General features: G+C 70.8%; 17 protein-coding genes. 7 read left to right on the forward strand and 10 right to left on the reverse strand.

The window, feature by feature from the left end; translation table 11 throughout:
• The first annotated feature begins 314 nt into the window (after positions 1-314).
• On the forward strand, positions 315-2,537 hold the full coding sequence (locus WME96_RS32500; protein ID WP_437285469.1) for an SUMF1/EgtB/PvdO family nonheme iron enzyme: 2,223 nt from the start codon (positions 315-317) through the stop codon (positions 2,535-2,537).
• A 2-nt stretch (positions 2,538-2,539) separates the two neighbouring features.
• Positions 2,540-4,039, forward strand: coding sequence for a hypothetical protein (locus WME96_RS32505; RefSeq protein ID WP_437285470.1), 1,500 nt, complete (start codon positions 2,540-2,542; stop codon positions 4,037-4,039).
• Positions 4,040-4,087: 48 nt separating this feature from the next.
• Here WME96_RS32505 and WME96_RS32510 read toward each other — a convergent pair whose 3' ends face one another.
• The 4 genes from WME96_RS32510 to WME96_RS32525 form a co-directional block, all read right to left on the reverse strand.
• Entirely contained in the window at positions 4,088-4,843 is a 756-nt protein-coding gene (locus WME96_RS32510; protein ID WP_437285471.1) for an SAM-dependent methyltransferase, read from the reverse strand.
• A gap of 36 nt (positions 4,844-4,879) precedes the next feature.
• Entirely contained in the window at positions 4,880-5,782 is a 903-nt protein-coding gene (locus WME96_RS32515; RefSeq protein ID WP_437285472.1) for an STAS domain-containing protein, read from the reverse strand.
• Between the two features lie 342 nt (positions 5,783-6,124).
• Positions 6,125-6,349 carry a hypothetical protein gene (locus WME96_RS32520; protein ID WP_437285473.1) on the reverse strand — a complete coding sequence of 75 codons (225 nt, stop codon included), beginning with the start codon at positions 6,347-6,349 and terminating at the stop codon, positions 6,125-6,127.
• A 267-nt stretch (positions 6,350-6,616) separates the two neighbouring features.
• On the reverse strand, positions 6,617-7,195 hold the full coding sequence (locus WME96_RS32525; RefSeq protein WP_437285474.1) for a thioredoxin family protein: 579 nt from the start codon (positions 7,193-7,195) through the stop codon (positions 6,617-6,619).
• A gap of 378 nt (positions 7,196-7,573) precedes the next feature.
• Between WME96_RS32525 and WME96_RS32530 the strand changes: the two genes are divergently transcribed.
• Positions 7,574-8,659 carry an acyltransferase family protein gene (locus tag WME96_RS32530; protein WP_437285475.1) on the forward strand — a complete coding sequence of 362 codons (1,086 nt, stop codon included), beginning with the start codon at positions 7,574-7,576 and terminating at the stop codon, positions 8,657-8,659.
• A 53-nt stretch (positions 8,660-8,712) separates the two neighbouring features.
• Here the strand turns inward: WME96_RS32530 and WME96_RS32535 are convergent, their stop codons facing one another.
• Complete coding sequence (locus WME96_RS32535) at positions 8,713-9,345, reverse strand: hypothetical protein (RefSeq protein ID WP_437285476.1); 633 nt, start codon at positions 9,343-9,345, stop codon at positions 8,713-8,715.
• Positions 9,346-9,796: 451 nt separating this feature from the next.
• On the opposite strand from WME96_RS32535, the gene WME96_RS32540 reads away from it, so the two are divergent.
• A complete protein-coding gene (locus WME96_RS32540) occupies positions 9,797-10,429 on the forward strand; it encodes a peptidoglycan-binding domain-containing protein (protein ID WP_437285477.1) in 633 nt (210 codons plus the stop codon).
• 6 nt (positions 10,430-10,435) lie between these two features.
• Here the strand turns inward: WME96_RS32540 and WME96_RS32545 are convergent, their stop codons facing one another.
• Positions 10,436-12,535, reverse strand: coding sequence for a hypothetical protein (locus WME96_RS32545; RefSeq protein WP_437285478.1), 2,100 nt, complete (start codon positions 12,533-12,535; stop codon positions 10,436-10,438).
• Between the two features lie 183 nt (positions 12,536-12,718).
• Positions 12,719-14,011, reverse strand: coding sequence for a glycosyl hydrolase family 18 protein (locus tag WME96_RS32550; protein ID WP_437285479.1), 1,293 nt, complete (start codon positions 14,009-14,011; stop codon positions 12,719-12,721).
• A 153-nt stretch (positions 14,012-14,164) separates the two neighbouring features.
• Between WME96_RS32550 and WME96_RS32555 the strand changes: the two genes are divergently transcribed.
• Positions 14,165-16,036, forward strand: a complete 1,872-nt coding sequence (locus WME96_RS32555) for a HEAT repeat domain-containing protein (RefSeq protein WP_437285480.1) — start codon at positions 14,165-14,167, stop codon at positions 16,034-16,036.
• Between the two features lie 531 nt (positions 16,037-16,567).
• On the opposite strand, the gene WME96_RS32560 is transcribed toward WME96_RS32555, so the two are convergent.
• Complete coding sequence (locus WME96_RS32560) at positions 16,568-17,485, reverse strand: TIGR01777 family oxidoreductase (RefSeq protein ID WP_437285481.1); 918 nt, start codon at positions 17,483-17,485, stop codon at positions 16,568-16,570.
• Positions 17,486-17,620: 135 nt separating this feature from the next.
• On the opposite strand from WME96_RS32560, the gene WME96_RS32565 reads away from it, so the two are divergent.
• Positions 17,621-18,721, forward strand: a complete 1,101-nt coding sequence (locus WME96_RS32565) for a hypothetical protein (protein WP_437285482.1) — start codon at positions 17,621-17,623, stop codon at positions 18,719-18,721.
• Positions 18,722-18,823: 102 nt separating this feature from the next.
• Here the strand turns inward: WME96_RS32565 and WME96_RS32570 are convergent, their stop codons facing one another.
• Positions 18,824-19,597 (reverse strand): acyl-CoA desaturase, encoded by a 774-nt coding sequence (locus WME96_RS32570; protein WP_437285483.1) that lies wholly within the window; start codon positions 19,595-19,597, stop codon positions 18,824-18,826.
• A 143-nt stretch (positions 19,598-19,740) separates the two neighbouring features.
• On the opposite strand from WME96_RS32570, the gene WME96_RS32575 reads away from it, so the two are divergent.
• Complete coding sequence (locus WME96_RS32575) at positions 19,741-20,511, forward strand: NTP transferase domain-containing protein (RefSeq protein ID WP_437285484.1); 771 nt, start codon at positions 19,741-19,743, stop codon at positions 20,509-20,511.
• A gap of 142 nt (positions 20,512-20,653) precedes the next feature.
• Here the strand turns inward: WME96_RS32575 and WME96_RS32580 are convergent, their stop codons facing one another.
• Positions 20,654-21,643 (reverse strand): D-cysteine desulfhydrase family protein, encoded by a 990-nt coding sequence (locus tag WME96_RS32580; protein WP_437285485.1) that lies wholly within the window; start codon positions 21,641-21,643, stop codon positions 20,654-20,656.
• Positions 21,644-21,676: the final 33 nt, after the last annotated feature.

The following is a 21,676-nucleotide window of genomic DNA, read 5'->3' on the forward strand; positions in this document are numbered from 1 at the left end:
GGAGCCACCGTGAAACGTCCAATATAACGGACGACGATCACTGTCAAGATCGCAGGACACGCGGTGCAGGCCGAAATCCGGCGCGTATGCTGCCATACATAGCCGTCGATACCATCCGTCATATCGGACGCGCGAAGGCGCGCCGCGCCCCGCGGCTGCTCTGCTCCGAGGCGGCGCGGCGCGCGGCGAGCGCCGGGGGCGGCGAGGGCGGCGGGTGCGCGAGAGGGTTCCAACCGACGGCGGGCCCACTAAGATGGCCTCGACGCAGGCGCGAGACGCTCGACCGGCGCCCCGCCGCGCTGCGCAGGGACTTCATGAGCCAGAACCCGGACCGCCGCGATCCGCTCGACATCTCCGGCACCCTCATCGCCGACAAGTACCGGATCGACCACGCCGTCGGCGAAGGCGGCTTCAGCGTCGTCTACAAGGCCGAGCACGTCATCTGGAGGCAGCCCGTCGCCCTGAAGTGCTTCACCCTCCTCGCGGGCGCGCCGCCGGAGCAGCGCGACCAGCTCCTCCAGTCGTTCATCCAGGAGGGCAAGCTGATGGCCGAGCTCTCCAGCCGCTCGGCCGCGATCGTCCAGGCGCGCGACATCGGGACCTTCAACGCGCCGGACGGGCAGTGGCTGCCCTACATGGTCCTCGAGTGGCTCGACGGCAAGCCGCTCGATCGGGTCCTCCACGAGGAGGCGACTCGAGGGCTGCCGGCGCGCGACCTGTACGCGACGGTCGCGCTGCTCGAGTCGGCGGCGGTCGCGCTCGAGCTGGTGCACTCGCGGGGCATCGCGCACCGCGACATCAAGCCGGCGAACCTGTTCGTCATCGGCCCCCCGCGCGACGCCTCCACGTTCGTGAAGGTGCTCGACTTCGGCATCGCCAAGGTGATGGCCGAGCACGCGGCGGCGGCGACGGCGCTCGCCCACACGGGCAAGGACATCACCGCGTTCACGCCGAGCTACGGCGCGCCCGAGCAGTTCAGCCGCACCCACGGGGCGACCGGCCCCTGGACCGACGTGTTCGCGATGGCGCTCATCATGATCGAGGTGATGCTGGGCGGCGCGCCGGCGCTGGAGGGCGACGACTACCTCCAGCTCGCTGTCGCGAGCCGCGATCCGTCGCGCCGGCCGACCCCGCGGACCCTGGGGCTCGCGGTCAGCGACGAGGTCGAGGCGGTCTTCGCGAAGGCGCTCGCCGTGGCGCCGGCCGATCGCTTCCCGACGATGGGCCGCTTCTGGGCGGCGCTGCACCGGGCGGTCTTCCCGGACAACCCGGGCTGGGCGGTCACGGGCGGCGGGGCGCAGGGGCCCTCGTCCGGCGCGCCGACGGCCCGCGTCTCCGCCCCGCGGATGTCCTGGCCGCAGGTCGCGCCGACGATGGCGGCGCCGCCCACCGCGCCGTCGCCGGGGACGGCCGTCTCCACGCCGCCGGCGTCCGGGGCCGAGGTGAGCACGACGGGCGGCACCGCGAACGACGCGGGGACGCAGCGGCCCACGGCAACGGCGGCGCCGCGGTCGCGCGGCGCGCTGGCGCTCGGGGGCGCCGCGGCCGTGCTCGCGGCCGGCGGCGTCCTCGCCTGGAGCCTGCTCCGCGACGCGCCGCCCGCGGCGGAGGACGCGTCGCGGAGCGCCCCGGTCGCGACCGCGTCCGCCGCCGCCATCGCGACGGCGAGCGCCGCGGCCGTGCCGGTCGCGTCGGTCGCGTCGGCCGCGCGCCGGACCGAGTGTCCTTCTGGCATGGTGCTCGTGCCGGGCGGCAAGTTCTTCATGGGCTCCGACGAGCCGGATTTCAGGCTGTGGCAGCCCGCGCACAAGGTGACGCTCGACACGTTCTGCATCGACGTCCACGAGGTGACCGCGGGCGACTACAAGGCGTGCTCGGACAAGGGGGAGTGCAAGCGGCCGCCGACCACGCCCGATTTCCCGAAGCAGGACGGGGTGTCCGCCGCCGAGCACCAGAAGACGCTGACCGCCCTCGCCGAGCTCTGCACCTTCGGCAAGCCAGAGCTCGCGAAGCACCCGATCAACTGCGTGCCGTGGAGCCTCGCGGACGCCTACTGCGAGGTCCACGGCAAGCGCCTGCCGACCGAGGCCGAGTGGGAGTACGCGGCGCGCGGCTCCGACGGGCGCAGGTTCCCCTGGGGCGACGAGCCCGGGGACCAGACCTTCATGAACGCGTGCGGGATCGAGTGCACGGCGTGGGAGAAGGCGCGGGGGCTCCGGCCGACCACGCGCATGTACGACGCCGACGACGGCTTCTTCGGCACGGCGCCGGTCGGCTCGTTCCCGAAAGGCAAGACGAAGTTCGGCGCCGACGACGTCGTCGGCAACGTGTGGGAGTGGACCGCGGACTGGTTCGAGACCTACAAGGACGAGGAGCAGGTGAACCCGAAGGGCGCGCCGGCCGGCGATCGCAAGGCGATCCGGGGCGGCGGCTACAACGGCGGGGTCCCGCTCTGGCTCAACCCGGCGTTCCGCTACCACCAGGTCGCGACGGCGAGCGCGCCGGGCATCGGCTTCCGCTGCGTGACGAACCTGTAGCCGTGCCCGTCCCCGCGTCGCAGCTCGCGAACCCCTCGATCGCCGGCCCGCTCGGCACGCTCGCGTTCTCGCAGGTCAGGCCGCTGAGCTCGTCGCTCGCGCTGCGCGCGATCCGCTGGCACCAGAGCCTGGAGCGGCTCGGGGTGGTCCTGCCGTTCGCGATGGTGCACGACGCGGGGCTGCTCTTCTCGACGCCGCGCGAGCAGCTCGAGCTCGGCCCGCGGTGCGAGCCGAGGGAGCTCGCGACCCGGCTCCGCGACGCGGAGCGCATCCTGGAGGGGTACCGGGCGGTGCTGCGGGAGCTCGCCGAGAGCGAGGCGGCGCGCGGGGCGTCGCAGCTCCGGATGAACGACGATCTGGTCACGGTGGTGCTGTCGCGCCTGTTCGGCGCTGTCGCGGCGCGCACGCACACGCCGCCGGCGTACCGGGCGATGCTGCCGGTGGACGCGGCGCTCTTCGACGGGATCGAGCCGCAGCTCCGCGGGCTGTTCCTGTCGGCGCGGCGCGATTTCGAGCAGCGGGCGCTGGAGGCGCTCGACGTCTCGCGGCTCTACGTGCTCACGATGTCGGACGCGCTCGACATCGAGACGCTGCGGCTGTTCGGCATGCTGGGCTCGGAGGCGTCGGCCGGGGCGCTCGCCCAGGTCGATCTGCTCGCGGCGCTGTCGTCGCCCGAGGCGAACGACATCGTGAATTTCTCGCTGGAGATCCTGCCGAGCGTGCTCGAGACGAAGACGCGCCCGGCGGCGGGCACGACGGCGGCGCACGGCTACTCGGGGCTGGGCACGCGCGGCTCGATCGACAGCATGGTGCTGACGGAGCTCGCCTGGGACGACATGGAGCTCGCGCGCCGCATCGCGGACAACGAGGTGCTGTATTTCGCGCGCGAGCAGAGCCGGGACGAGCAGAAGCGCATTCATTACCTGCTGATCGACGCGTCGGCCTCGATGCGGGGGGACCGGCAGACGTTCGCCCGGGGGATGGCGATCGCGACGGGCAAGCGGCTGCTCCTGGAGGGCGAGGACGTGGCGTTCCGCTTCTTCGACGCGCGCCTCTACGAGCTCTACCGCGCGAAGAACGGGCAGCTCCCGACGGCGCACCTGCTGTCGTTCAAGGGGGAGCGCGGGAGGAACCCGGCGCGGGTGTTCGCGGAGCTCGCGACGGATCTCGATCTGACGCGGCACCACGACCCGCGGACGCCGGTGGTGCACCTGTTCACGCACGCGGCGCTCTACATTCCGCGGGAGATGGTGCAGGCGGTGCGTAACCACGCGCACATCTCGGCGGTGTTCATGCTGCCTTCCGGGGGGCAGCTCGACCTCGATTACCTGGATCTCTTGGACGCGCACTGGGTGGTCGACCACGCGACGGTGGCGAGCGGGGCGGCGCGGGCGAGCGCGGCGAAGGCGATCCTCGGGGAGAAAGACCGGCAGGACCGGCCCGAGGAGGGAGGTGCCGCTGCACGGCGCCTGGGGGTCCCGCCGGGCTCGCCTGTGCCCTGAGCCTTGGCCCGCGGGCATGAGCGGAGCGGATCGAGCGCAGCGGCGCCTTCAGTGGTGCGCGATCAGGCCCAGCATATCGAACGGGCTCGCCTCGTGCTCCTCCTCGGTCAGGAAGTTGTCGAGGTCGAGCCACTCCACCAGGGGCCGGCAGACCTGCACCTTCCATGGACTCATGAGCGCCGCCATCTCGTCGGGCGTGTGCGGGTAGACCTTGACCCCGGCGAAGGACGCGGCGCCGTTCAGCCGCTGAGCCGCGGAAGCGTCGCGCGGCACGACGAAGCTGAGGGCGAGCACGCTGCCGCGCGCGCAGAACGCGTGCATCCTCTGCAGGAGGTCACGGGCGTGCTCATCGGTCATCATGTACGCGATACCGATGCATCCCACCGCGATGCGGCGCTCTGCGCCGAAGAACTTCGCTGCCGCGGCGAACAACGGCGCCGGCTCCCGGAGATCGGCCTGGACGTAGCGCATGTTCGGCCTGTCGGCGAGGAGCTTCTCGCCGTAGATGACGCTCACCGGATCGATGTCCGAGAACAGGATACGCGCCTCGGGCAGGTAGTCGTTGAGGTGGCCCTGCGTCGGCAGGCCCGAGGCGAGATCGAGCACGTTCGTGAACCCCGCCTCGGACCATTGCTGCCCCACGAGCTGGATGAACCAGCGGTTGAGCTTCGCCCATTTCGGATAGGTCGGTAAAACCTTCAGTATCTCCGTGGCGGCGCGGCGGTCCACATCGTAGTTGTGGTGTCCCCCGAGGACGTAGTCGTAAACACGGCCGATGTGCGGTTTGCTGGTGTCGATCTCCATCGTCTCCCCTCCGTTCGAGTCTCCGCGGTCCGCTCGTCAGCGGCCGCCGTACGAGCGAGCAGCCCCGCGTTGCGGAGGCGGGCTGCCACACACCTCGAGCCCCTCCCGCCGCAGCGCGTAGAGGATGCCGCTTTGAAGGTTCGCCAGGACGACGATGCCCGCGAGGTGCGCCTCCTGATCGCTCAGCGCGCGGGCGATCTCCGGGCGGATGCCGACCAGCACCGGGTGGGTGCCGAGGAGGTCGAGCGCGCGTGCGGTGCGCACGAGCGCGGCGACGGCCTCCGCGCCCATGGCCGGCACGCCGGTCACGTCGATGATCGCGGTGCGCGCTTGCCGGTCCACCACCTCTCGCAACAGGCACTCTGTGATCCTGTCCGCTCGCTCCGTGTCGAGCTTCCCGATGAGCGGGAGCACGAGGATCTGGTCGTACACCGGCATGATCGGCGTCGAGAGATCCATGATCACGCGGCGCAGCTCGCGCTCGCGGTTCTGTATGGCGCGCTCGAGCGCGACCTGCATCTCGTCGCGCTGGACGCCTATCTCGCGCCTCTCCTGCTCCGCCGCCGCGTCCACGAGAAGCGTCAGGTAATCGTTCACGCGCGCCGCCCCCTCCAGCGCCTCGGGCGTCATTCCGGGCAGGCGCGCCAGGACCTCGCGCAGGAGCGCGCGGCTCAGCCCGAGGAGGGCGCGCAGCCCGAGCCCCTGCTGCCCGAGCTTGAGCCCGAGGGACAGCACGGGCGACGTGTCGCCGGCCGAGAGGAAATGCGAAAGCTCGTCGAGGATCTGCTGCGCGACCTGCGGCAACCGGAATGGTGGGAGGCCGCTGCGGTTGTGCACCGCGTTGTCCTTGAGCACCCTCGCGGCGCTCTTCGCCAGCGCCTGGCGCTCCGGGTCGAGCCAGTTCTGCATCGTGAGATCGGCCTCCTTGGCCTTGACCAAGCCGTGTCGTATGGGTGCTCATGGGGTAGGAGAACAGGGCACTTCCGGACCGCGCGACTTCCTCTGTGCGCCGCCCGGACGTGGATCTCGGCGGCATGCCGCAATCTGCTTGCCATGCAGACGATTGTCGTGGCGTCGCAAGGTAATCCCCCCTTGGCTGCAGCCTCACACCCCGTGCAGCCCTGCACATTACCAGGGTCGCGACCGTCAGTGATCTTTGACGAGCTCAGCGGCGCGATCGCCGCGGGCACATACCTCGGCCCACAGGGATGCATCTGGCATGATCAAGACGTCGATGTCGTCTGATCATGCACCTTGCACCACGTCGCCGGCGACGGGGCTTCACTTGCTCTGCTCGCCAAACGTCATGGGGCGGCGCAGGGCCGCGAGCATGCACTTCTGGATGTGGCCGGCCGGCGCTCCTTCGCGGTGCGGCGGCGCATTCACCCACACCATCGTTATCTGCGAGGAGACGAACTCCCAACCTTCGTGCTCTGCTGCTTGCACCAGCTCCGTCAGCTTCTCGGCGTTGTCGGCCTCCACGAACTTCGTCTCGTAGGATGACATCGTTCCTCCTCGGCCGCGCTGAGCGGCTGGCCGATGAAGCGTACACCCGTGCGCCTGGCGGGAGAAGAACACGGTGCGCCTGGAGGCATGGACGACACGTCATGGGGTCGCCCGGGTCCAAGCCGAGCCGGAGCCTCACCGCGCGGTCGCGCGGCGGGACCGCGCGGAGGATCTGAGCGGCGGAGCGGCAACGGGGGACGGACGCGTGCCTACCACGTCGAGATGGGAGGAGACCGCCCCTTCAATCCATCATGCTTGTCGGGAACTTCATCGATAATATTCCGGCTCATTGCCGGGCTTCCACTTGATGTTGCACCCGATGCTCGGGCGCTGCTCCGAGGGGATCGGCGCCGACGCGAGCGCCGCGTCGATCGCGGCGCGGAGATCGCGGCCAGTCACCGGGACGTCGTTGCCAGGGCGGCTGTCGTCGAGCTGGCCGCGGTAGACAAGCCGGCGATCCGGGCCGAAGAGGTAGAAGTCCGGCGTGCAGGCGGCACGGTAGGCCTTGGCGACCTGCTGCGACTCGTCGAGGAGGTACGGGAAGGTGTAGCCGAGCTCGCGCGCCTCCCGCGCCATCGCCTCGGCGTTGTCCGCCGGATAAGCAGCGATGTCGTTCGAGTTGATGGCCACGATGGCCACATCCTCCGCGCGGTAATCGCGCCGCAGCTTCGCCAGCTCGTGGCGGACGTGCTTCACGAACGGACAATGATTGCAGATGAACATCACGAGGAGCGCCCGCTCCTTGGTGAAGTCCGACAGCGCCACCTGCTTTCCGGTGTAATCCGGTAGCCGGAAGTCGGGCGCCGGGGTGCCCAGCTCGAGCATCGTGGACGGGGTGCGTGCCATGACAGGATTCTCCTCTCGCTGTAACGGCGCGCACCATACCACGCGGGACGGCAGGAACACCCGCGCCGCGCGCACGGGCGCCCGCAGCACGGCCGGCGAGGCAGCGCGGCTGCTCCCCGCCCGGGCCGCCGCGGGCTCGGCGCGCCCCTCGGGCGGGGCGCTCGGACTGTCGGGCGGCCGATGGCGGCTGCCTGGCGGCCAAGCTCGGCTGGCCGCTCGCGGGCGGCTTCCTCAGTCCCCCCACCATCGAACCCCCGAACAACCGGGCACGCCGGACACCCGCGAACAGACAGCCACAGGAGCAATGCCGCTGACCGACGGCGCACGAGATAGCCACGCTTCCGTGGCCCATCGATCCATGCGCACTACATTCTTTGGATGCGACTCAAATCGCTGGACATCTTCCGTGGAATAACGATCGTCGCGATGCTCCTCGTCAATTTCCAGGACAGCTTCCCGGCCATCTATCCGCCCCTGGCCCACTCAACCTGGGACGGCTGCACACTCGCCGACACGATATTTCCCGCCTTCCTCTTCATCATCGGCGTGACCCTGCACATCTCGCTGGCGGCGCGCCGCGCGCGGGGCGCGACCGACGGCGAGCTCGCCCGCCAGATCGTCCGGCGCGGCGCGATCTTCATCCTGCTCGGGCTGTTTCTCTCCGCGTTCCCGTTCTTCCCCGAAGAGCGGCTCACCGAGCTGCGCATCCCGGGTGTCCTCCAGCGCATCGGCGCCGCGTACATGCTCGCCGCGCTCCTCAGCCTCAGGACCACGGCCCGGCAGCAGGCCTTGATCATCGCCGCGGCCCTGGTCGGCTACTGGCTCGTCCTGCGGCGCTATCCGCTCGACGACCCGCACCGGACGCTGCCCGCCCTCGTGGATCGATACCTCCTCGGAGGGCACATCGCGCGCAAGGGCTGGGACGCGATGGGCGTCCTCGCCACCCTCCCCGCGGCGATGACCGTGATGCTGGGGGGCCTCGCCGGCCGCTGGCTGACCGCGACCTCCGGGCTCCGCGCGCGCATCGCCGGGCTCCTCGCCGCCGGCGCCGCGGGGATCGCGCTGGGCCTGCTCTGGAGCCGCGCGTTCCCCTGGAACCGCAGCCTCTACTCGAGCTCGTTCGCGCTGTTCACCGCCGGCGTGGCCGCGGTCGTCCTCGCCGCCTGCATGTGGATCGTCGACGTGAAGCGATGGCAGCGGTGGGGCGCGCCATTCCTGATCTTCGGCGCCAACCCCATCGCAGCTTACGTGGGCTCGACCATGATGGGACACGCGCTCTATTTCGTGACCAGCACCGGAGACGACGGCGCGAGGACGAGCGCGCTGGAGCTCCTGTACACGCGCCTGTTCGCGTCGTGGCTCTCGCCGCTGAACGCCTCCCTCGCCTTCGCGCTCGCGGCGGTCGCCCTCTGGCTCGTGCTCCTCTACCCCCTCCACCGGCGGGGCATCTTCCTCAAGGTCTGAGGCGCCGCGGAGCGGCGTCACGCGCCGCGATCACCTCGGGAGGTGGCCGTCCATCAGATGCGTGTCCAGGCGTCCTGGTCGAGCGCGGGGAAGGTGATGCTGCACGTTCCCGGATCGATCCCGTCAATCCGCGCCAACCCCCGGGAATCGAGCCTCCCGTCGCGGACAGACCCGTCCGGCAGCTCGATACGGTACTGCTCTCCCGGAATCGGCATATCGTCCTCACCGACGAGCGAGAGCTCCACCCAGGTGACAACCGATCGCGGCGGCAACGGCCGGGACAGCGCGCCATCGTCATCGTTGTCATCGCGATCGTGCGAAGAGACGCCTCCGGTCGCCTGCTTCGCCCGTGCTCCCGGGGATGCCCCCGTCCCCCGAAGCCCTGCGGCAGAGGCTCCCGTACCCGGGCGGTAGGCGTGGAGCACACCGAGCCGGAACGCCTCGCGAATGCGCTCAACGACCTGAGCCGAGCTCACGTGGCGCCGCGCAGAGAACTCTCCCTCGATCGACGCGCAGATCTCGGCGAACGCGTGGCTGTCGGTACGGCTGTAGGGGAACCACTCCTCGACGCTCCATGCGGCCTGCACGGGATCGATCCGATCTGCCCCGTAGGGAATGGTCGCGCTGCCATGCCGGACCACCCAGATCTCGGTCGGATACATCCCGATGAGCCACTTGCCGTTCATCTCTTCCTCTCGTCACCGTTCCGCACCGGGGGTCTCCGAGGGCATCGCGGGCCCCGGTCGCCATCGACTCCTCTCCTGCCTCCATGATCCATCGGCCAGCAATCGATCTCGTCGATGTCGCGGAGCAATGGCACGGCGTGGAGCGCACCTCTCCGTCGAGCACCCGCCGCTCTGCAGGATACCATGCGGCACCGGTATCGTGGAAGGAAGCAGGTCCGCCGAGCGCCCGCAATCAGGACGGAAGGTCGTTCGAGGCTTCCACCTCGCACCGATCGAGCCCGCGAGGAATCGGCCGCCTTCAACCTTGTACGAGTCGAGCTCGCGAGGTGCAGCTGGATCGACGACGAGATCCATCGAGCCTGACCCGGCATCCCGGCCCACCGGTTGCCTCGCGGTCATCCGGCGGCCTCGACACCCTTTTTTGGGCTATCGTTCCCGTATGCCCATCACCGTGCGCGTACACCCTGGTGAGTGCATTTCCACCATTGCCTTTGCCCACGGTTTCTTCCCAGGCACCCTCTGGGCTCACCCCAACAACGCCGCATTGCGCGAGGCGCGCAAGAACCCGAACGTCCTCGCGATCGGCGACGAGGTCTTCGTCCCCGATCGGCGTCCCAAGGAGGTGCAGGCCGCGACGGGGCAGCGGCATCGGTTCCGGCGTCGCGGGGTGCCAGAGCGCATCCGCCTGCGGTTCCTCGACGCGTTCGAGCGACCGCGCGCCGGTCTCGCGTACGTGTTCGAGTACGGCGCGGCACGGCGCGAGGGCGTCACCGACAGCGATGGGTGGATGCAGGAGTTCGTGTCGCCGCGCGAGGCGACCGCGCGCGTGCGCGTCGGCGAGACCGAGGTCTACGAGCTGCGGATCGCGCACCTCCGATCCATCGACGAGCCCGCCGGCCTTCAGCAGCGGCTCGCGAACCTCGGCTACCCGTGCCTCCCGGACGTGAGCGACGTGATCGGGGGCGGCACGCGCGCCGCCATCGTGCGCTTCCTCCGCGACCGCGGGCGGCCCGTGCCCGAGCTGCTCGACGCCGCCGCGATCGAGCGCCTTCTGCCCGACATCAAGGCCGCACACGGCTCGTGAAGCCGTTCACTGGTCGAGATCGAGCTTCAGGAACACGGGGATGTGGTCGCTCACGGCGTAGCGGTACGCCGCGTGGATGCGCACGCTGCGCGACGTCTCCAGGTTGGTGAGCGCGACGACGGTGGTCGTCACGAGAGCCTCTGCCTGTCCGAGGGCGTTGAACACGCGGCCTGCCCCGTCTCGCCTCGCCTGTTCCTGTGCCCCTCGCGCCTGCACGCAGAAGGCGGCACACGCGGGTCGACCGGGCGCCCCGTCGTCCGCGAGCCCCCTCGCCTCGAAGACCCGGAGGCAGAGCTCGAGCTCCGCCAGCATCGCGGTACGACCGGGGAGGCGCGCCGCGGTGCCGCCCCGGTTCAGGTTGGCGGCTTCATTGATCTCCTTCTCGTGCTGCGCGAGCTTGGCCTCGAGCTTGGTGAGCAGCCGCTCGTACACCGCGGCCGCGTAGCCGGCCATCGCCGCCCGGATGTCGGGGTTGAAGCCCTCGGCGTCGACCACATCGAGGACGGCGATCACCCGCGCATCGACGACCTGCGCGGACGAGAGATCTCTCGCGTACACCGCGTCGTAGGGCTCGTTGTAGATCGCGCCGCCCGCGAGGATGGTGCTGTTCGCCTTGAGCGTGGTGAGCGGGAACGGCGCGCCCGTCGGGTAGCGGGTGTAGCCCATGCTCCCCATACGGAAGGCGAACACGCGGAGCTCTTCCCGAGCGTCGTTGGCGGGCAGGTTGAAGTCGCCGAAGAACACCCGCGGCAGCCCCGGTTTCACCTGCTCGACGGCGGCGATGGCCTCGATGCTGTCGCACCGCATCTTGAGCGTGCGCGCCGTCTTCTGCTTGGTGATCTGCTTCGGCGGCGTGAATCGCGTGTGAAAGAGGCAGACCTCCACATCCTTGGGGCCGCGGGTCGGCAGGACCAAGCGCATCGCGGAGCGGTGGTTCGTCACCTCTCCGGGCGCCTGGGTGGTGAGCGGCGTGCCGTCGCTGGCGAGACGGAGGATCTGCTGCAGATTCTTTCCTGCCACGGTGCGACGCCGCTGCGTTTCATCGAAGAGGCAGAGGATGCCGTACGTCTCGGCGCCGGTGGAGATGAGCTCGAAGTGCTCGAGCGCCCGGTACACGAACGAGGGGTCGTTCATCCGGACCACCGTGCTCGGGTCGTCGATCGAGACCTCCAGCGCGTACTCCATGGAGAGGAGGCAACTGAGCGCCGGAAGGCGGCTGTCGTGGTACCGCGGCAGCGCCAGGGCGAGATCATCCGTGCGCTTGAGGTTCCCCTCCGCGATGTGATGGATCACGAGCGCCGTGAAGCACGCCTCGGCGCCCGCGAAGAGGGGAACGGCGTCGGCCACGTTCCTGTGCGGCTCCACGGCCTCCAGGAAAACTTGCCAGAACGTCGATTGCGCCTGCGTCGCCGCATTGGTTGTGAACAGAGCGTCAACGAACCTGTCCATGACCGCGGCGACCTGACGCAGCGCCGGATCGCTGTAGTGCCCCTGGAGCACAGCCTTCCGGACGGCCCGCGCGTACGCGAGGAGCGCGGCGGCGTCGGCCGTGTTGTCCCCGTTGAGCGCGGGCGGCTGCACGCCCCCTGGCGTGCCCAGCCCGGGGCGGCATGCGCAATAAAGATCCCACGCCTTCTTCGCGTCGCCCGCATCGAAGGCGAGCGTAATGTCCTCGATCCGGTACGCGTCGACCAGGTTCTTGAGCGCATGGACGTCGTCGGGCGTAGGGGTGAGCTTGCTGATGGTGTAAGCGGTGCGGAGCGCTGGCGTCGCGTGGGTGAGCTCGGAGACCAGCGGGTCGAGCTCTCGCTGCGTCGCCTGCTTGAAGTACCGGCTCACCTTGTTGAGCGCGGCGCTGACATCGCTGCCGGTCTCCATCACGAGGAGCACGTCCGCGCCCAGGAGCCTCATCGTCTCGGCCACGAAGGCGGCCGTGAACTCCGAGCGCGGGGTGCGCATCGACCGGCGGAAATGCTGCCGCTCGTCATGGGTGTAGTTCTGGAGGTTCCACGAGAGGATGGCGACGGTGCTGCGCGGCGGCGCGACGGTCGCCTGTCCTTCGCCGAGCCCAATGGCGACCTGGAATGAGCCGGGAGGGTGTTGCACGGGGCGGGAGCGTATCCTGGCGCGCCGACCGCTGGAATGGCTGGGACACCACGGCGCCGTGGTGGAGCCGGAGACGCCCCCGGCCTCGAACCGCCAGATCCGCCGAGGCACCTCGCAAAGCGGGCGCCTCGGCGGAGGAACCAGCGTAGAGAGCCGCGCAAGCAGCTCTACGCGGCGCTGCATTCATTGCATGCCACGCGCATCCCTGGGGAAGTGGCGCTCGATCATCGAGAAGAACGCCGCGCCGCCCGGCTCGCCGCCGATGCTCCAGTACGTCACCCCGCCGAGCCCGCCCTGCCGTGCGGCGACGACCTTCTCCTCGAGCGACCCGAGGTCCTCGAAGAAGAGGTGCTCGCCGCTCGCGAGCACCCGGTTGGGCGCCCTCCCCGGCGCGAACCGCGCTCCCCCGTCCTCGGAGCACCGGCTCATGTGATCGGTGCTCGTCGCGTAGCCGTCGCCCGCGAGCTCCCGGCACTTGCTGAGCGGCTCGCACCCGACCACGGCGCCGCCGCCCTCCGGCGACGCCGGCCCCACCAGGCCGTAGTTGGGCAGCCCGAGGATGAACTTCTCCCGGCGCGCGCCGCCGTCGATCCCCCCGATGTACGCGACGGTCCGCTCCAGCCACCCGAGCGGCGCGACAGGGCCCGCGTGCGGCCCGCCGCCCCAGTGGTAGTCGTAGCTCATCACGTGCACGTGATCCGCCGAGGCGCTCAGCGCCTCGTAGTCGAACACGCCCCGCGCGGACGCGACCGCCGGGACCGCGAGCGAGAGCGTCTTTCCGCGCGCGTGCAGCGCCCGCGAGAGCGCGTCGATGAACGCCGAGAACGCCGACCGCTCGGCCTCGACGGTCTCGCCCGGCCCGAGCACGGACGCGAGGTGCTCGTAGTCGACGTCGATCCCGTCGTAGCCGTTCTCCATCACGATCGCCACGAGGCCCGCCACGTGCTGCGCCCGGAGCGCGGGGTCGTGGATCATCGCGTGCACCGCGACGACGTCGGGCCTGTCGACCGCGGCGACGAGCGGGACGAGCCGGGTCCGCCCCCCGCCGGGCGTCGTCGCGTCGAGGACGCGCCGGTCGTGGAAGCCCGCGAACGGCGTCGCCCGGCCGCGCGGGTGGTTCTCGAACGTCGTCGGCGAGGCGACGCGCCACCACTTCGGGTGGACGGCGTCGAACGCCCCGGCATGGGCCGCGAAGGTGTCGTACCCGAGCTCCGTCGACGCGGGATCCCCGAGGAACTCGTGCAGCCAGCCGCAGAAGCGGTGATCGCCCGACGACGCCTCGCGCGGCGGCGCGGCGCGCCCATCGTTGGACACGTCAGGCACGTTGGACGCTTCGGGCGCGCCCGGCGCGCCCGGCGCGGCCAGCTCGGCGCCCGGCGCGTCGAGGACCAGCGGCGTGCGCTGGCCCGCGTCGCCGCAGGAGAGGACGGACGCAGCGGCGCAGGTGATCGGCAGAGCCAGAGGAAACAGCTTCATGTCGGCCGCGCTGTAACAGACCGCCCGCCGCAGCGTCAGGCGGGATCTCGCGGTTCCGCGGGGCGCCTCACGCCGCGCCCGCGATGCGCCGTTTGACGGTTCCTCCATCGCCGCGCGCCGGCGCCGCGGCGTTGTACTACGCTCGCTGCGCGCATGACCCAAGGCGTCCGCCCCCTGCACGAGCTCCGCGACGAGGCCCGCTCCGCGCTGGCCAGGAGCGATCTCTCCCGCGCGCGCGACGCGCTCTTCAGCGCCCTCCAGCACACCATCGCGCGCGAGGAGGACTACGTCGCCATGACGGACGACCTCCGCGACGTGCTCGTCCGGCTGGGCGACCACCGCAGCGCGCTCACCGTCGCCTGGTACGCGGGCAGCGAGCACGGCCAGCGCCACCTCATCGCCCACGTCCCGCCGATCGACCGCGCCCGCACGATGCTCGCCTGGGCCGAGCGCGAGCAGGACCCCGAGCGGCAGAGGCGGCTCTACGCCCGCGCCGCCGACGAGTACGAGGCCGCCGGCCTCGTCGCGCAGGCCGCCATCGCCCGCGAGCGCGGCCAGGACTTCGCGCGCGCCCGCGCCCTCTGGTCGCGCCTCGCCCAGCTCCTCTCCTCGTCGGGCAGCGACCTCTACGCCGCCGGCCTCGCCCGCTTCAACCTCGCCCGCACCTCGCTCCGCACCGGCGACGCCGCGGCCGCGCGCGAGGCCGTCTTCGCCTCCGTCCACCTGCTCGAGGAGGCCGCCGACCGGTACGAGACCATCGGCCAGCGCGAGCGCGCCTTCGACTGCTACCAGGTCCTCATCGCCGTCGGGCGCGAGAGCCGCGCCTTCGAGCACGTCCTCGAGGGCTACGTGAACGTCATCCGCATCCTGCGCGAGGACCACCTGCGCTACTACGCGCTCCAGTCCTACGAGGAGGCGGTCGCCGCGGCCGAGAAGCAGGGCGAGATCTCCGCCGCCGCCACGCTCGCCCGCGAGATGGCCACGTACGCCCGCAAGGAGGGCCTCGCCGCCGTCGCCAACTTCGCCGTGCTCACGCAGGCCCGCCTCTGGCAGGAGGTGTCCGCCGTCTCGCAGAAGCGCGCCGCCCCGCCCGAGATCGCCGAGAATGCGCTGCTCGCCGCGGTGATCGCGCTCGGCGAGGCGGGGCAGTACAGCAAGGTGGGGGGCGTCTACCGCGCCCTCACGCAGCTCCCGCTCGAGGAGACCCGCAAGAAGCACTACGCCCGCGCCGGCGGCCGCTACGTCGACGCGCAGGACCTGCCGATCGACGCCTCGCCGCTGCCGGCGCACCTACGCCACGAGCTCGGCTTCCCCGACGTCTGGCACATCGATCTCGTCGAGTGGGAGCAGGCCGGCAGCGCGAGCCAGGCGTGCGGCGACATCGTCCTCGACCCGGCGCAGTGGTCCGAGGTCACCCGCCGCCGCGCCATGCTCGCCCGGCTGACCGCGCTCGCCGTCGAGGGCGCGACGCCCGAGGCCGCGCCCGCCGCGAGGTCGCCCGCGCAGCAGCTCATCAGCCTCGCCGAGCAGCTCGCGACGGTCGAGCTCTACACGATCCTCTCGCCGCTCGAGCACCTGTTCCGCCGCCCCGAGCCGAAGATCCGGGTGGCCGTCGTCCGCGCGCTCTCCCGCTTCCTCTACAAGCGCACGTTCATCACGCTGCGCGACGCGCTCGTCGACCCCGACCCCACCGTCGTCCACGAGGCCGCGCGCGCGCTCGAGGAGCTCCGCTTCGCCCACGCCTTCGACCCGCTCGCCCGCATCTACCGCGAGTCGCAGGCGCCCGCCGTCCGCGCCAGCGCCGTCCGCGCGATCGCGAAGATAGACACCCTCGAGGCCGGCGAGCTGCTGCTCGGCATCCTCCAGCACGAGGGCGCCGAGGAGCGCGCGGCGGCCGTCGAGGCGCTCAAGCGCGCGCGCGGCATGAAGTTCGTGGAGCTCGCCCGCAGCTCGCTCGCCGAGCTGCCGACCTCCGCGCAAGCCGTGGTGCGCGAGATCCTCCAGAGTCGCGGCATCAGCCACTGAGCGCTCGATCGACCCCGCCGCCCGCCCGCCGAGCCTGGGTGGTCACCTGTCTGGACAGAGGCAAAAACCGGCGCCCTGTCCCCACCCCTGCTCACGCAGAAAAAACCGCCTCAGACGAGCAACCCTGCGATTGCGCACCGCGGCAAGGGGGATTCCCTAACGACTTTGGTTCTCGCATGTGCCGCGGGGGGTGCACGGCGGCCTCCAGTCGGGATACCCTGCACGCGCCAATCCAACTCATCCCGAGAGCTTCTCGGCGCGTGATGTCGTAAACATGAAAGCGGACGGAGCGCTTGGGGGAGCGCTGGGAAACCGCCGTCCGGGCTCCCGATGGTGCGCTGCTCGACAACGGTCGACTTCTCAGCGCGCCACCGGCGGCTCTTTCTTTTGCGTGGGCAGCAGCCGGGCGCCGCGCGCCGCGGCGCCCGGCTGCCCAGCCCCTCTGCGGGCCAGGCGGGAGAGCGCGCCGGCGCGCTGGCGATCGCGCGGCTGACGGCGCGCGGCTGGCGGCGCGCGGCTGGCGGCGCGCGCTCAGCGGCTGAAGATCGACTCGAGCGCCGGCACGAGCCGGGCGTGGCGGAACTGGTAGCCGAGCGCCTCCGCCCGGCGGGGATAGACGCGCTGCCCGGTGGTGATGATCTCGGCCGCGTCGCCCATCCCGAGCTTCACCATCGCCTCGGGCACGCGGAGCCACGACGGCCGGCGGAGCACGGCGCCGATCGCGCGCGCGACCTCCTCGCCGGTCGCCGCGTGCGGCGCGGTCACGTTGAGGGGGCCGCGCACCGCCTCGTTGTCCAGGGCGAGCAGGGTCAGCCCCACGACGTCGTCGCGGTGGATCCACGAGGTCACCTGTTTGCCGTCGCCGATCGGCCCGCCCAGGAAGAACCGGAAGGGAGCGATCATCTTGTCGAGCGCGCCGCCGCCCTCGCCGATCACCACGCCGATCCGGAGCTGCACCGACCGGACGCCGTGCTGCTCCTCGACGGCGCGGGCCGCCTCTTCCCAGTGGACAACGACGTCGGCGAGGAAGCCCTCGCCGGGGGGCGCGTCCTCGTCGAGCACCCGATCGCCCGGCTGCGGGCCGTAGTAGCCGACCGCGGACGCGCAGAGGAACGCGCTCGGCTTGCGCTTCGCCTTGCCGATCGCCTCGCCCATGAGGCGGGTCGTGTCGATGCGGCTCCTCACGATCTCGCGCCGCGCGTCCTCGGACCAGCGCTTGACGATCGACTCGCCCGCGAGGTGGATGACCCCGTCCACCCCGTCGACCTCCTCGAACCACGGGCCTGGCCGGTCGGAGGTCCACGACACGACGCGCGCGCCCGGCAGCGCCGCCTGGGTGCGCCCCACGTCGCGCGTCAGCACCGTCACGCGATCACCCCGCGCGAGCAGGTCCTTCACCAGACCGCGCCCGATAAACCCGCTGCCGCCCGTGACAAGAACCGTCTTCACAGGATCGTTCTATCACGGCTCGGACGGAGGGGGCCCCCGCTTCGGACGCCGGCGTCGCAAAGGGAGCGCGCCCGGACGGCGGCGAGCTGTCCAGTCGTGACGCGGAGCGCGGGAGACGGTAAGACGCCGGACGTGATGGATGACCTAGAGACCTTCAAGAAGCTTCCTCTCGGCGGCCTCGATCGCCGCGCGCTCGTCGGGGCGCTGGCCGAGCACGGCGCGCGCGTCGCGGCCGAGCAGCTCGCCGAGCACCGCGCTCGCATCAGCCCGGCCGGCGCGCGCATCGCCCCGGACACGGCCGTGCTGATCCTGGGCGGATCGAACGGCATGACCCGCGCGCTCGCGCTGCAGCTCCTCTTCGGGGAGCGGGCCGCCGTCTTCGCCGTGCACTTCGACAGCGAGAAGATGCAGATCGGCCCGCACCACGTGAAGGCGATCAGCGACGCGGCCGAGGCCGAGGGGCTCACGGCGCGGTTCTGGAACAACGACGCCACGAAGCCGCAGGTGATCGACGAGGTCGTCGCCGCGCTGAAGGAGCGGTATCGGGCGGTGCACCTCGTGAACGGCATCGCGGCCGGCGCGATGAAGCGGTACGCGGAGCACGGGCCGACGAAGGTGAAGGACCTCGACGTCGCGTTCGACGCGGTGCTCCAGATCCCCGACTTCTCGCGCCCCGAGAACATCCGCAAGCTCGGGCTCGTCGAGGTGGACGTCGCGAACGACGCGGACATCGAGCGCACGAACAAGTTCATGGGCACGTCGTCGCTCCTGTGGGCCGAGCCGCTCGCCGCGGCGGGGCTCCTCGCGAGGGGCGAGAGCGTGGTGTCCTTCTGCGATTACGACTACCCGAGCGACGATCCCGTCTACGCCATGGGGCCGCTCGCGGGCGCGAAGCTGCTCCAGCGCAAGACGATGGCGGAGATCCGGGAGCGGTTCGGGGTGCTGACGTCGCGCATCTGCTATCCGGCGCTGGCGACGACGGCGCTCGGCGCCATCCCGGGCGGGCTCCTGATGTACGGGCTCAGCACGCAGATCCTGAAGGAGCGCGGGCAGTTCAAGGACATCATCGACCTCGCGCGCGAGACGATGGAGATCTGGCGCCCGGGCTATGACGGCAGCGATCTCCGGGTGGACGCGGCCTATCAGGCCTGCTTGCCGGAGTTCAACAAGCGCAAGGAGCAGGTCGGGCCGAAGGACGTCCCCGGCGCGTTCCGGCTGCTGTACGAGAACGCCTGAAAAGGAAAGGCGCGCGGCGCCTCGGCCCCGCGCGCCTCGCTTCACGACCCCTGTGCCGACCGCGGCCGCGCCTGATGCGCGGCCCGGCGCGGCCGATCCCCGCTATCCCTCGGCCTGCGCGACCTCGGGCTCGAGCCGGGCGACCTGGCGCTTGTCGGACATCTGGAGGATGCCCAGCCAGGCGAGCACGCGGATGACCTGATAGGCCGGGTCGATCTCGAACCACCGCACCGCGAAGTTGGGGCTCATCGCGTACTTGTGGTGGTTGTTCTGGAAGAGCTCGCCGAGCGTCACGACGTCGAGGATCAGCGTGTTGCGCGAGTCGTCGTCGCTGTTGAAGTTGCGGTAGCCGTAGCGGTGACCGCACCAGTTCACGATCGCGCCGTGCAGCGGGCCCATGGTCCAGTGGAGCGGGAGGAACAGGAACTGCCACCAGTGCGAGGCGAAGGCCATGTAGAAGACCGCGTAGCCCGTGCCCCAGGCGAGGCGGCTGATCCACGAGTTGCCGATGCGGTCGAGCGTGGGCCACTCGGGGTAGCCGCCGAGGAAGCGCGGCTCCACGTTGGCCTTGCCCTCGTAGATCTCGTCGTAGCGCTTCGCGGTGTCCCACATCATCGTCGCGACGTTCGAGTAGTACCTCGGCGAGTGCGGGTCCTTCGGCGTGTCGCTGAAGGCGTGGTGCATGCGGTGCAAGATCGCGTAGACCCACGGCACGAGGTACGAGGAGCCCTGCGTGAGATACGTCAGGAAGTGAAAGATCCGCTCCCAACGCTTCGACATCGTGAACATCCGATGCGAGGCGTACCGGTGCAGGAAGAAGGTCTGGAAAAAGACCGAGAGCGTAGAGTGGGCGATGAGGACGACCGCGATCTCCATGCTTTGGTTTCTAGCCCGGGGGTCGGCGGGCAGGGGGTCACCTCACGGTCACGATTCCGTAAGGAGGCCTGGATCCGTGGGGTTTCTGGTTGCTTCTCATGTCGCGGTGATCGCCGGAGTCTGGCCGTGGTAACTGCGGCGTCGTGAAGGCCGTGATCATCGGGGCGGGCCGGGGCAGCCGGCTGCGTCACCTGACCGAAGAGCTGCCGAAGACGCTGGTCCCCATCCTCGGCCGTCCGATGCTCGACGGCATCCTCGACGCGCTCGCGGCGGGCGGCTTCAAGCGGTCGGACGTCGTGTTCGTCTGCGGCTACAAGGCCGACGTCATCCGCGCCGCGTACCCGGATCTGACGTACGTCGAGAACCGCGACTGGGAGCAGAACAACATCCTTCTCTCGCTCCTCTGCGCGCGCGAGCACCTCGCGGGCGGCTTCGTCTCGACGTACGCGGACATCGTCTACCGGCCCGAGATCGTGGCCGATCTGGTGCGCTCCCCGCACGACATCGCGCTCGCCTGCGACACGGACTGGCGGCGGCGGTACGTGAACCGCTCGCAGCACCCCGAGACCGACGCCGAGAAGCTCCGCGCCGACGGCGCGGGCCGGGTCGTGGAGATCTCGCGGCGCATCGCGCCGGCGTCGGCGACGGGCGAGTTCATCGGGGTGATGAAGCTCTCGGCGCGGGGCGCCTCGGATTTCCTGGCCGCATTCGACGCCGCGCGGGCCGCCTTCTCGGAGCGCCCGGAGTTCCGCGAGGGCCGCACGTTCCGGCGCGCCTACCTCATCGATCTGCTCCAGAGCATGATCGAGTCCGGGGCCGCGCTCCACAAGGTCGACACCCACGGCGGCTACATGGAGATCGACACCCTGGAAGACGCGTCGCTCGCCGATGCGTGGTGGCGCGGCGGGACCTAGAGCGCCGATCGGCTTGAAATACCCGGGGAATGAAGAGATTTGAACCACAGAGGCACAGAGGGCACAGAGGAACAACGAAAAAACTCTGTGCCCTCTGTGCCTCTGTGGTTCGTTTTCTCGGGGTTTCAGCCTGTTCGGTGTCCTAGAGGGCGTCGGTGAAGTCAGCGGCCTGCGCGAGGAGCCCGGGCAGGCCGCCGGTGTGGAGGAACAGCACCCGCTTGCCCGAGAGCTCGCCCCGCTCGGCCATGTCCCAGAGGCCGGAGAACGCCTTGCCCGTGTACACCGGGTCGAGGACGAGCCCCGAGAGCCGCGCGACCTTCACGATCCGCGCGCGCTGCTCGGGCGTGGACGCCCCGTAGGCGGGGCCCTTCGCGGAGTCGTCGATGACGAGGTGGGCGGGCGCGCCGAGGCGCGGATCGAGCGCGCGCGCGTCGTCCATGATCCCCAGCACGACGCGCGCGAACGTCGCCCTGTCGTCGCACACCGCCATCGCGCGCACCTCGCCGGCCACCTCGTAGCGGGACGCGCCGAGCGCCGTTCCGGCCGCCGTCCCGCCCGAGCCGCACGCGTGCACGATGACGTCGAACGGCTTGCCGCCCGCGAGGCCGAGGTCGAGCTGCTTGCGGATCTCCTCCATCGCGCGCACGTAGCCGAGCGCGCCGAGGCCGTTCGAGCCGCCCTCCGGGATCACGTAGGGCCGGCCGCCCGCCGCGCGGATCTCGGCGGCCGCCTCGGCCATCACGGCCTCGCGGCTCCGGTACGCCTCGGGCGAGATCAGCCGGATCTCCGCGCCGGCGAGCCGGTCGAGCAGCACGTTGCCCTCGAGCGGCGCCGCGGCCGACGGGACGGCGGTGCGCAGGAACAGCACCGCGCGCAGGCCGAGCGAGGCGCAGAGCAGCGCTGTCGCGCGCGCGTGGTTCGACTGGAGGCCGCCGCAGGTGATCACGCAGTCGGCGCCCTCCTCCTGCGCGGCGGCGAGCAGGTACTCGAGCTTGCGGATCTTGTTGCCGGCCTCCGCGCCCGCCGTCATGTCGTCGCGCTTCACGTAGAGGTCGACGCCGAGCGCCTCGGCGAGCCGCCGCGGGCGCTGGATCGGGGTCGGAAGGTGGCTCAGCGCGAGTCGCTTGCGCATCGTGTCTCTCCCATCTCTCTCTGCCAGGGGAAG

This window comes from Sorangium sp. So ce406 (assembly GCF_051474675.1).
Taxonomy (GTDB): Bacteria; Myxococcota_A; Polyangia; order Polyangiales; family Polyangiaceae; genus Sorangium; species Sorangium cellulosum_G.

Bases quoted from the DNA above. Each gene is read 5' to 3' on its own strand.
- WME96_RS32565 (WP_437285482.1), top strand. From the start codon at position 17,621: ATGGATGACCTAGAGACCTTCAAGAAGCTTCCTCTCGGCGGCCTCGAT.
- WME96_RS32500 (WP_437285469.1), top strand. From the start codon at position 315: ATGAGCCAGAACCCGGACCGCCGCGATCCGCTCGACATCTCCGGCACC.
- WME96_RS32510 (WP_437285471.1), bottom strand. From the start codon at position 4,843: ATGGAGATCGACACCAGCAAACCGCACATCGGCCGTGTTTACGACTAC.
- WME96_RS32520 (WP_437285473.1), bottom strand. From the start codon at position 6,349: ATGTCATCCTACGAGACGAAGTTCGTGGAGGCCGACAACGCCGAGAAG.
- WME96_RS32550 (WP_437285479.1), bottom strand. From the start codon at position 14,011: ATGAAGCTGTTTCCTCTGGCTCTGCCGATCACCTGCGCCGCTGCGTCC.
- WME96_RS32570 (WP_437285483.1), bottom strand. From the start codon at position 19,597: ATGGAGATCGCGGTCGTCCTCATCGCCCACTCTACGCTCTCGGTCTTT.
- WME96_RS32555 (WP_437285480.1), top strand. From the start codon at position 14,165: ATGACCCAAGGCGTCCGCCCCCTGCACGAGCTCCGCGACGAGGCCCGC.
- WME96_RS32580 (WP_437285485.1), bottom strand. From the start codon at position 21,643: ATGCGCAAGCGACTCGCGCTGAGCCACCTTCCGACCCCGATCCAGCGC.
- WME96_RS32535 (WP_437285476.1), bottom strand. From the start codon at position 9,345: ATGAACGGCAAGTGGCTCATCGGGATGTATCCGACCGAGATCTGGGTG.
- WME96_RS32530 (WP_437285475.1), top strand. From the start codon at position 7,574: ATGCGACTCAAATCGCTGGACATCTTCCGTGGAATAACGATCGTCGCG.
- WME96_RS32525 (WP_437285474.1), bottom strand. From the start codon at position 7,195: ATGGCACGCACCCCGTCCACGATGCTCGAGCTGGGCACCCCGGCGCCC.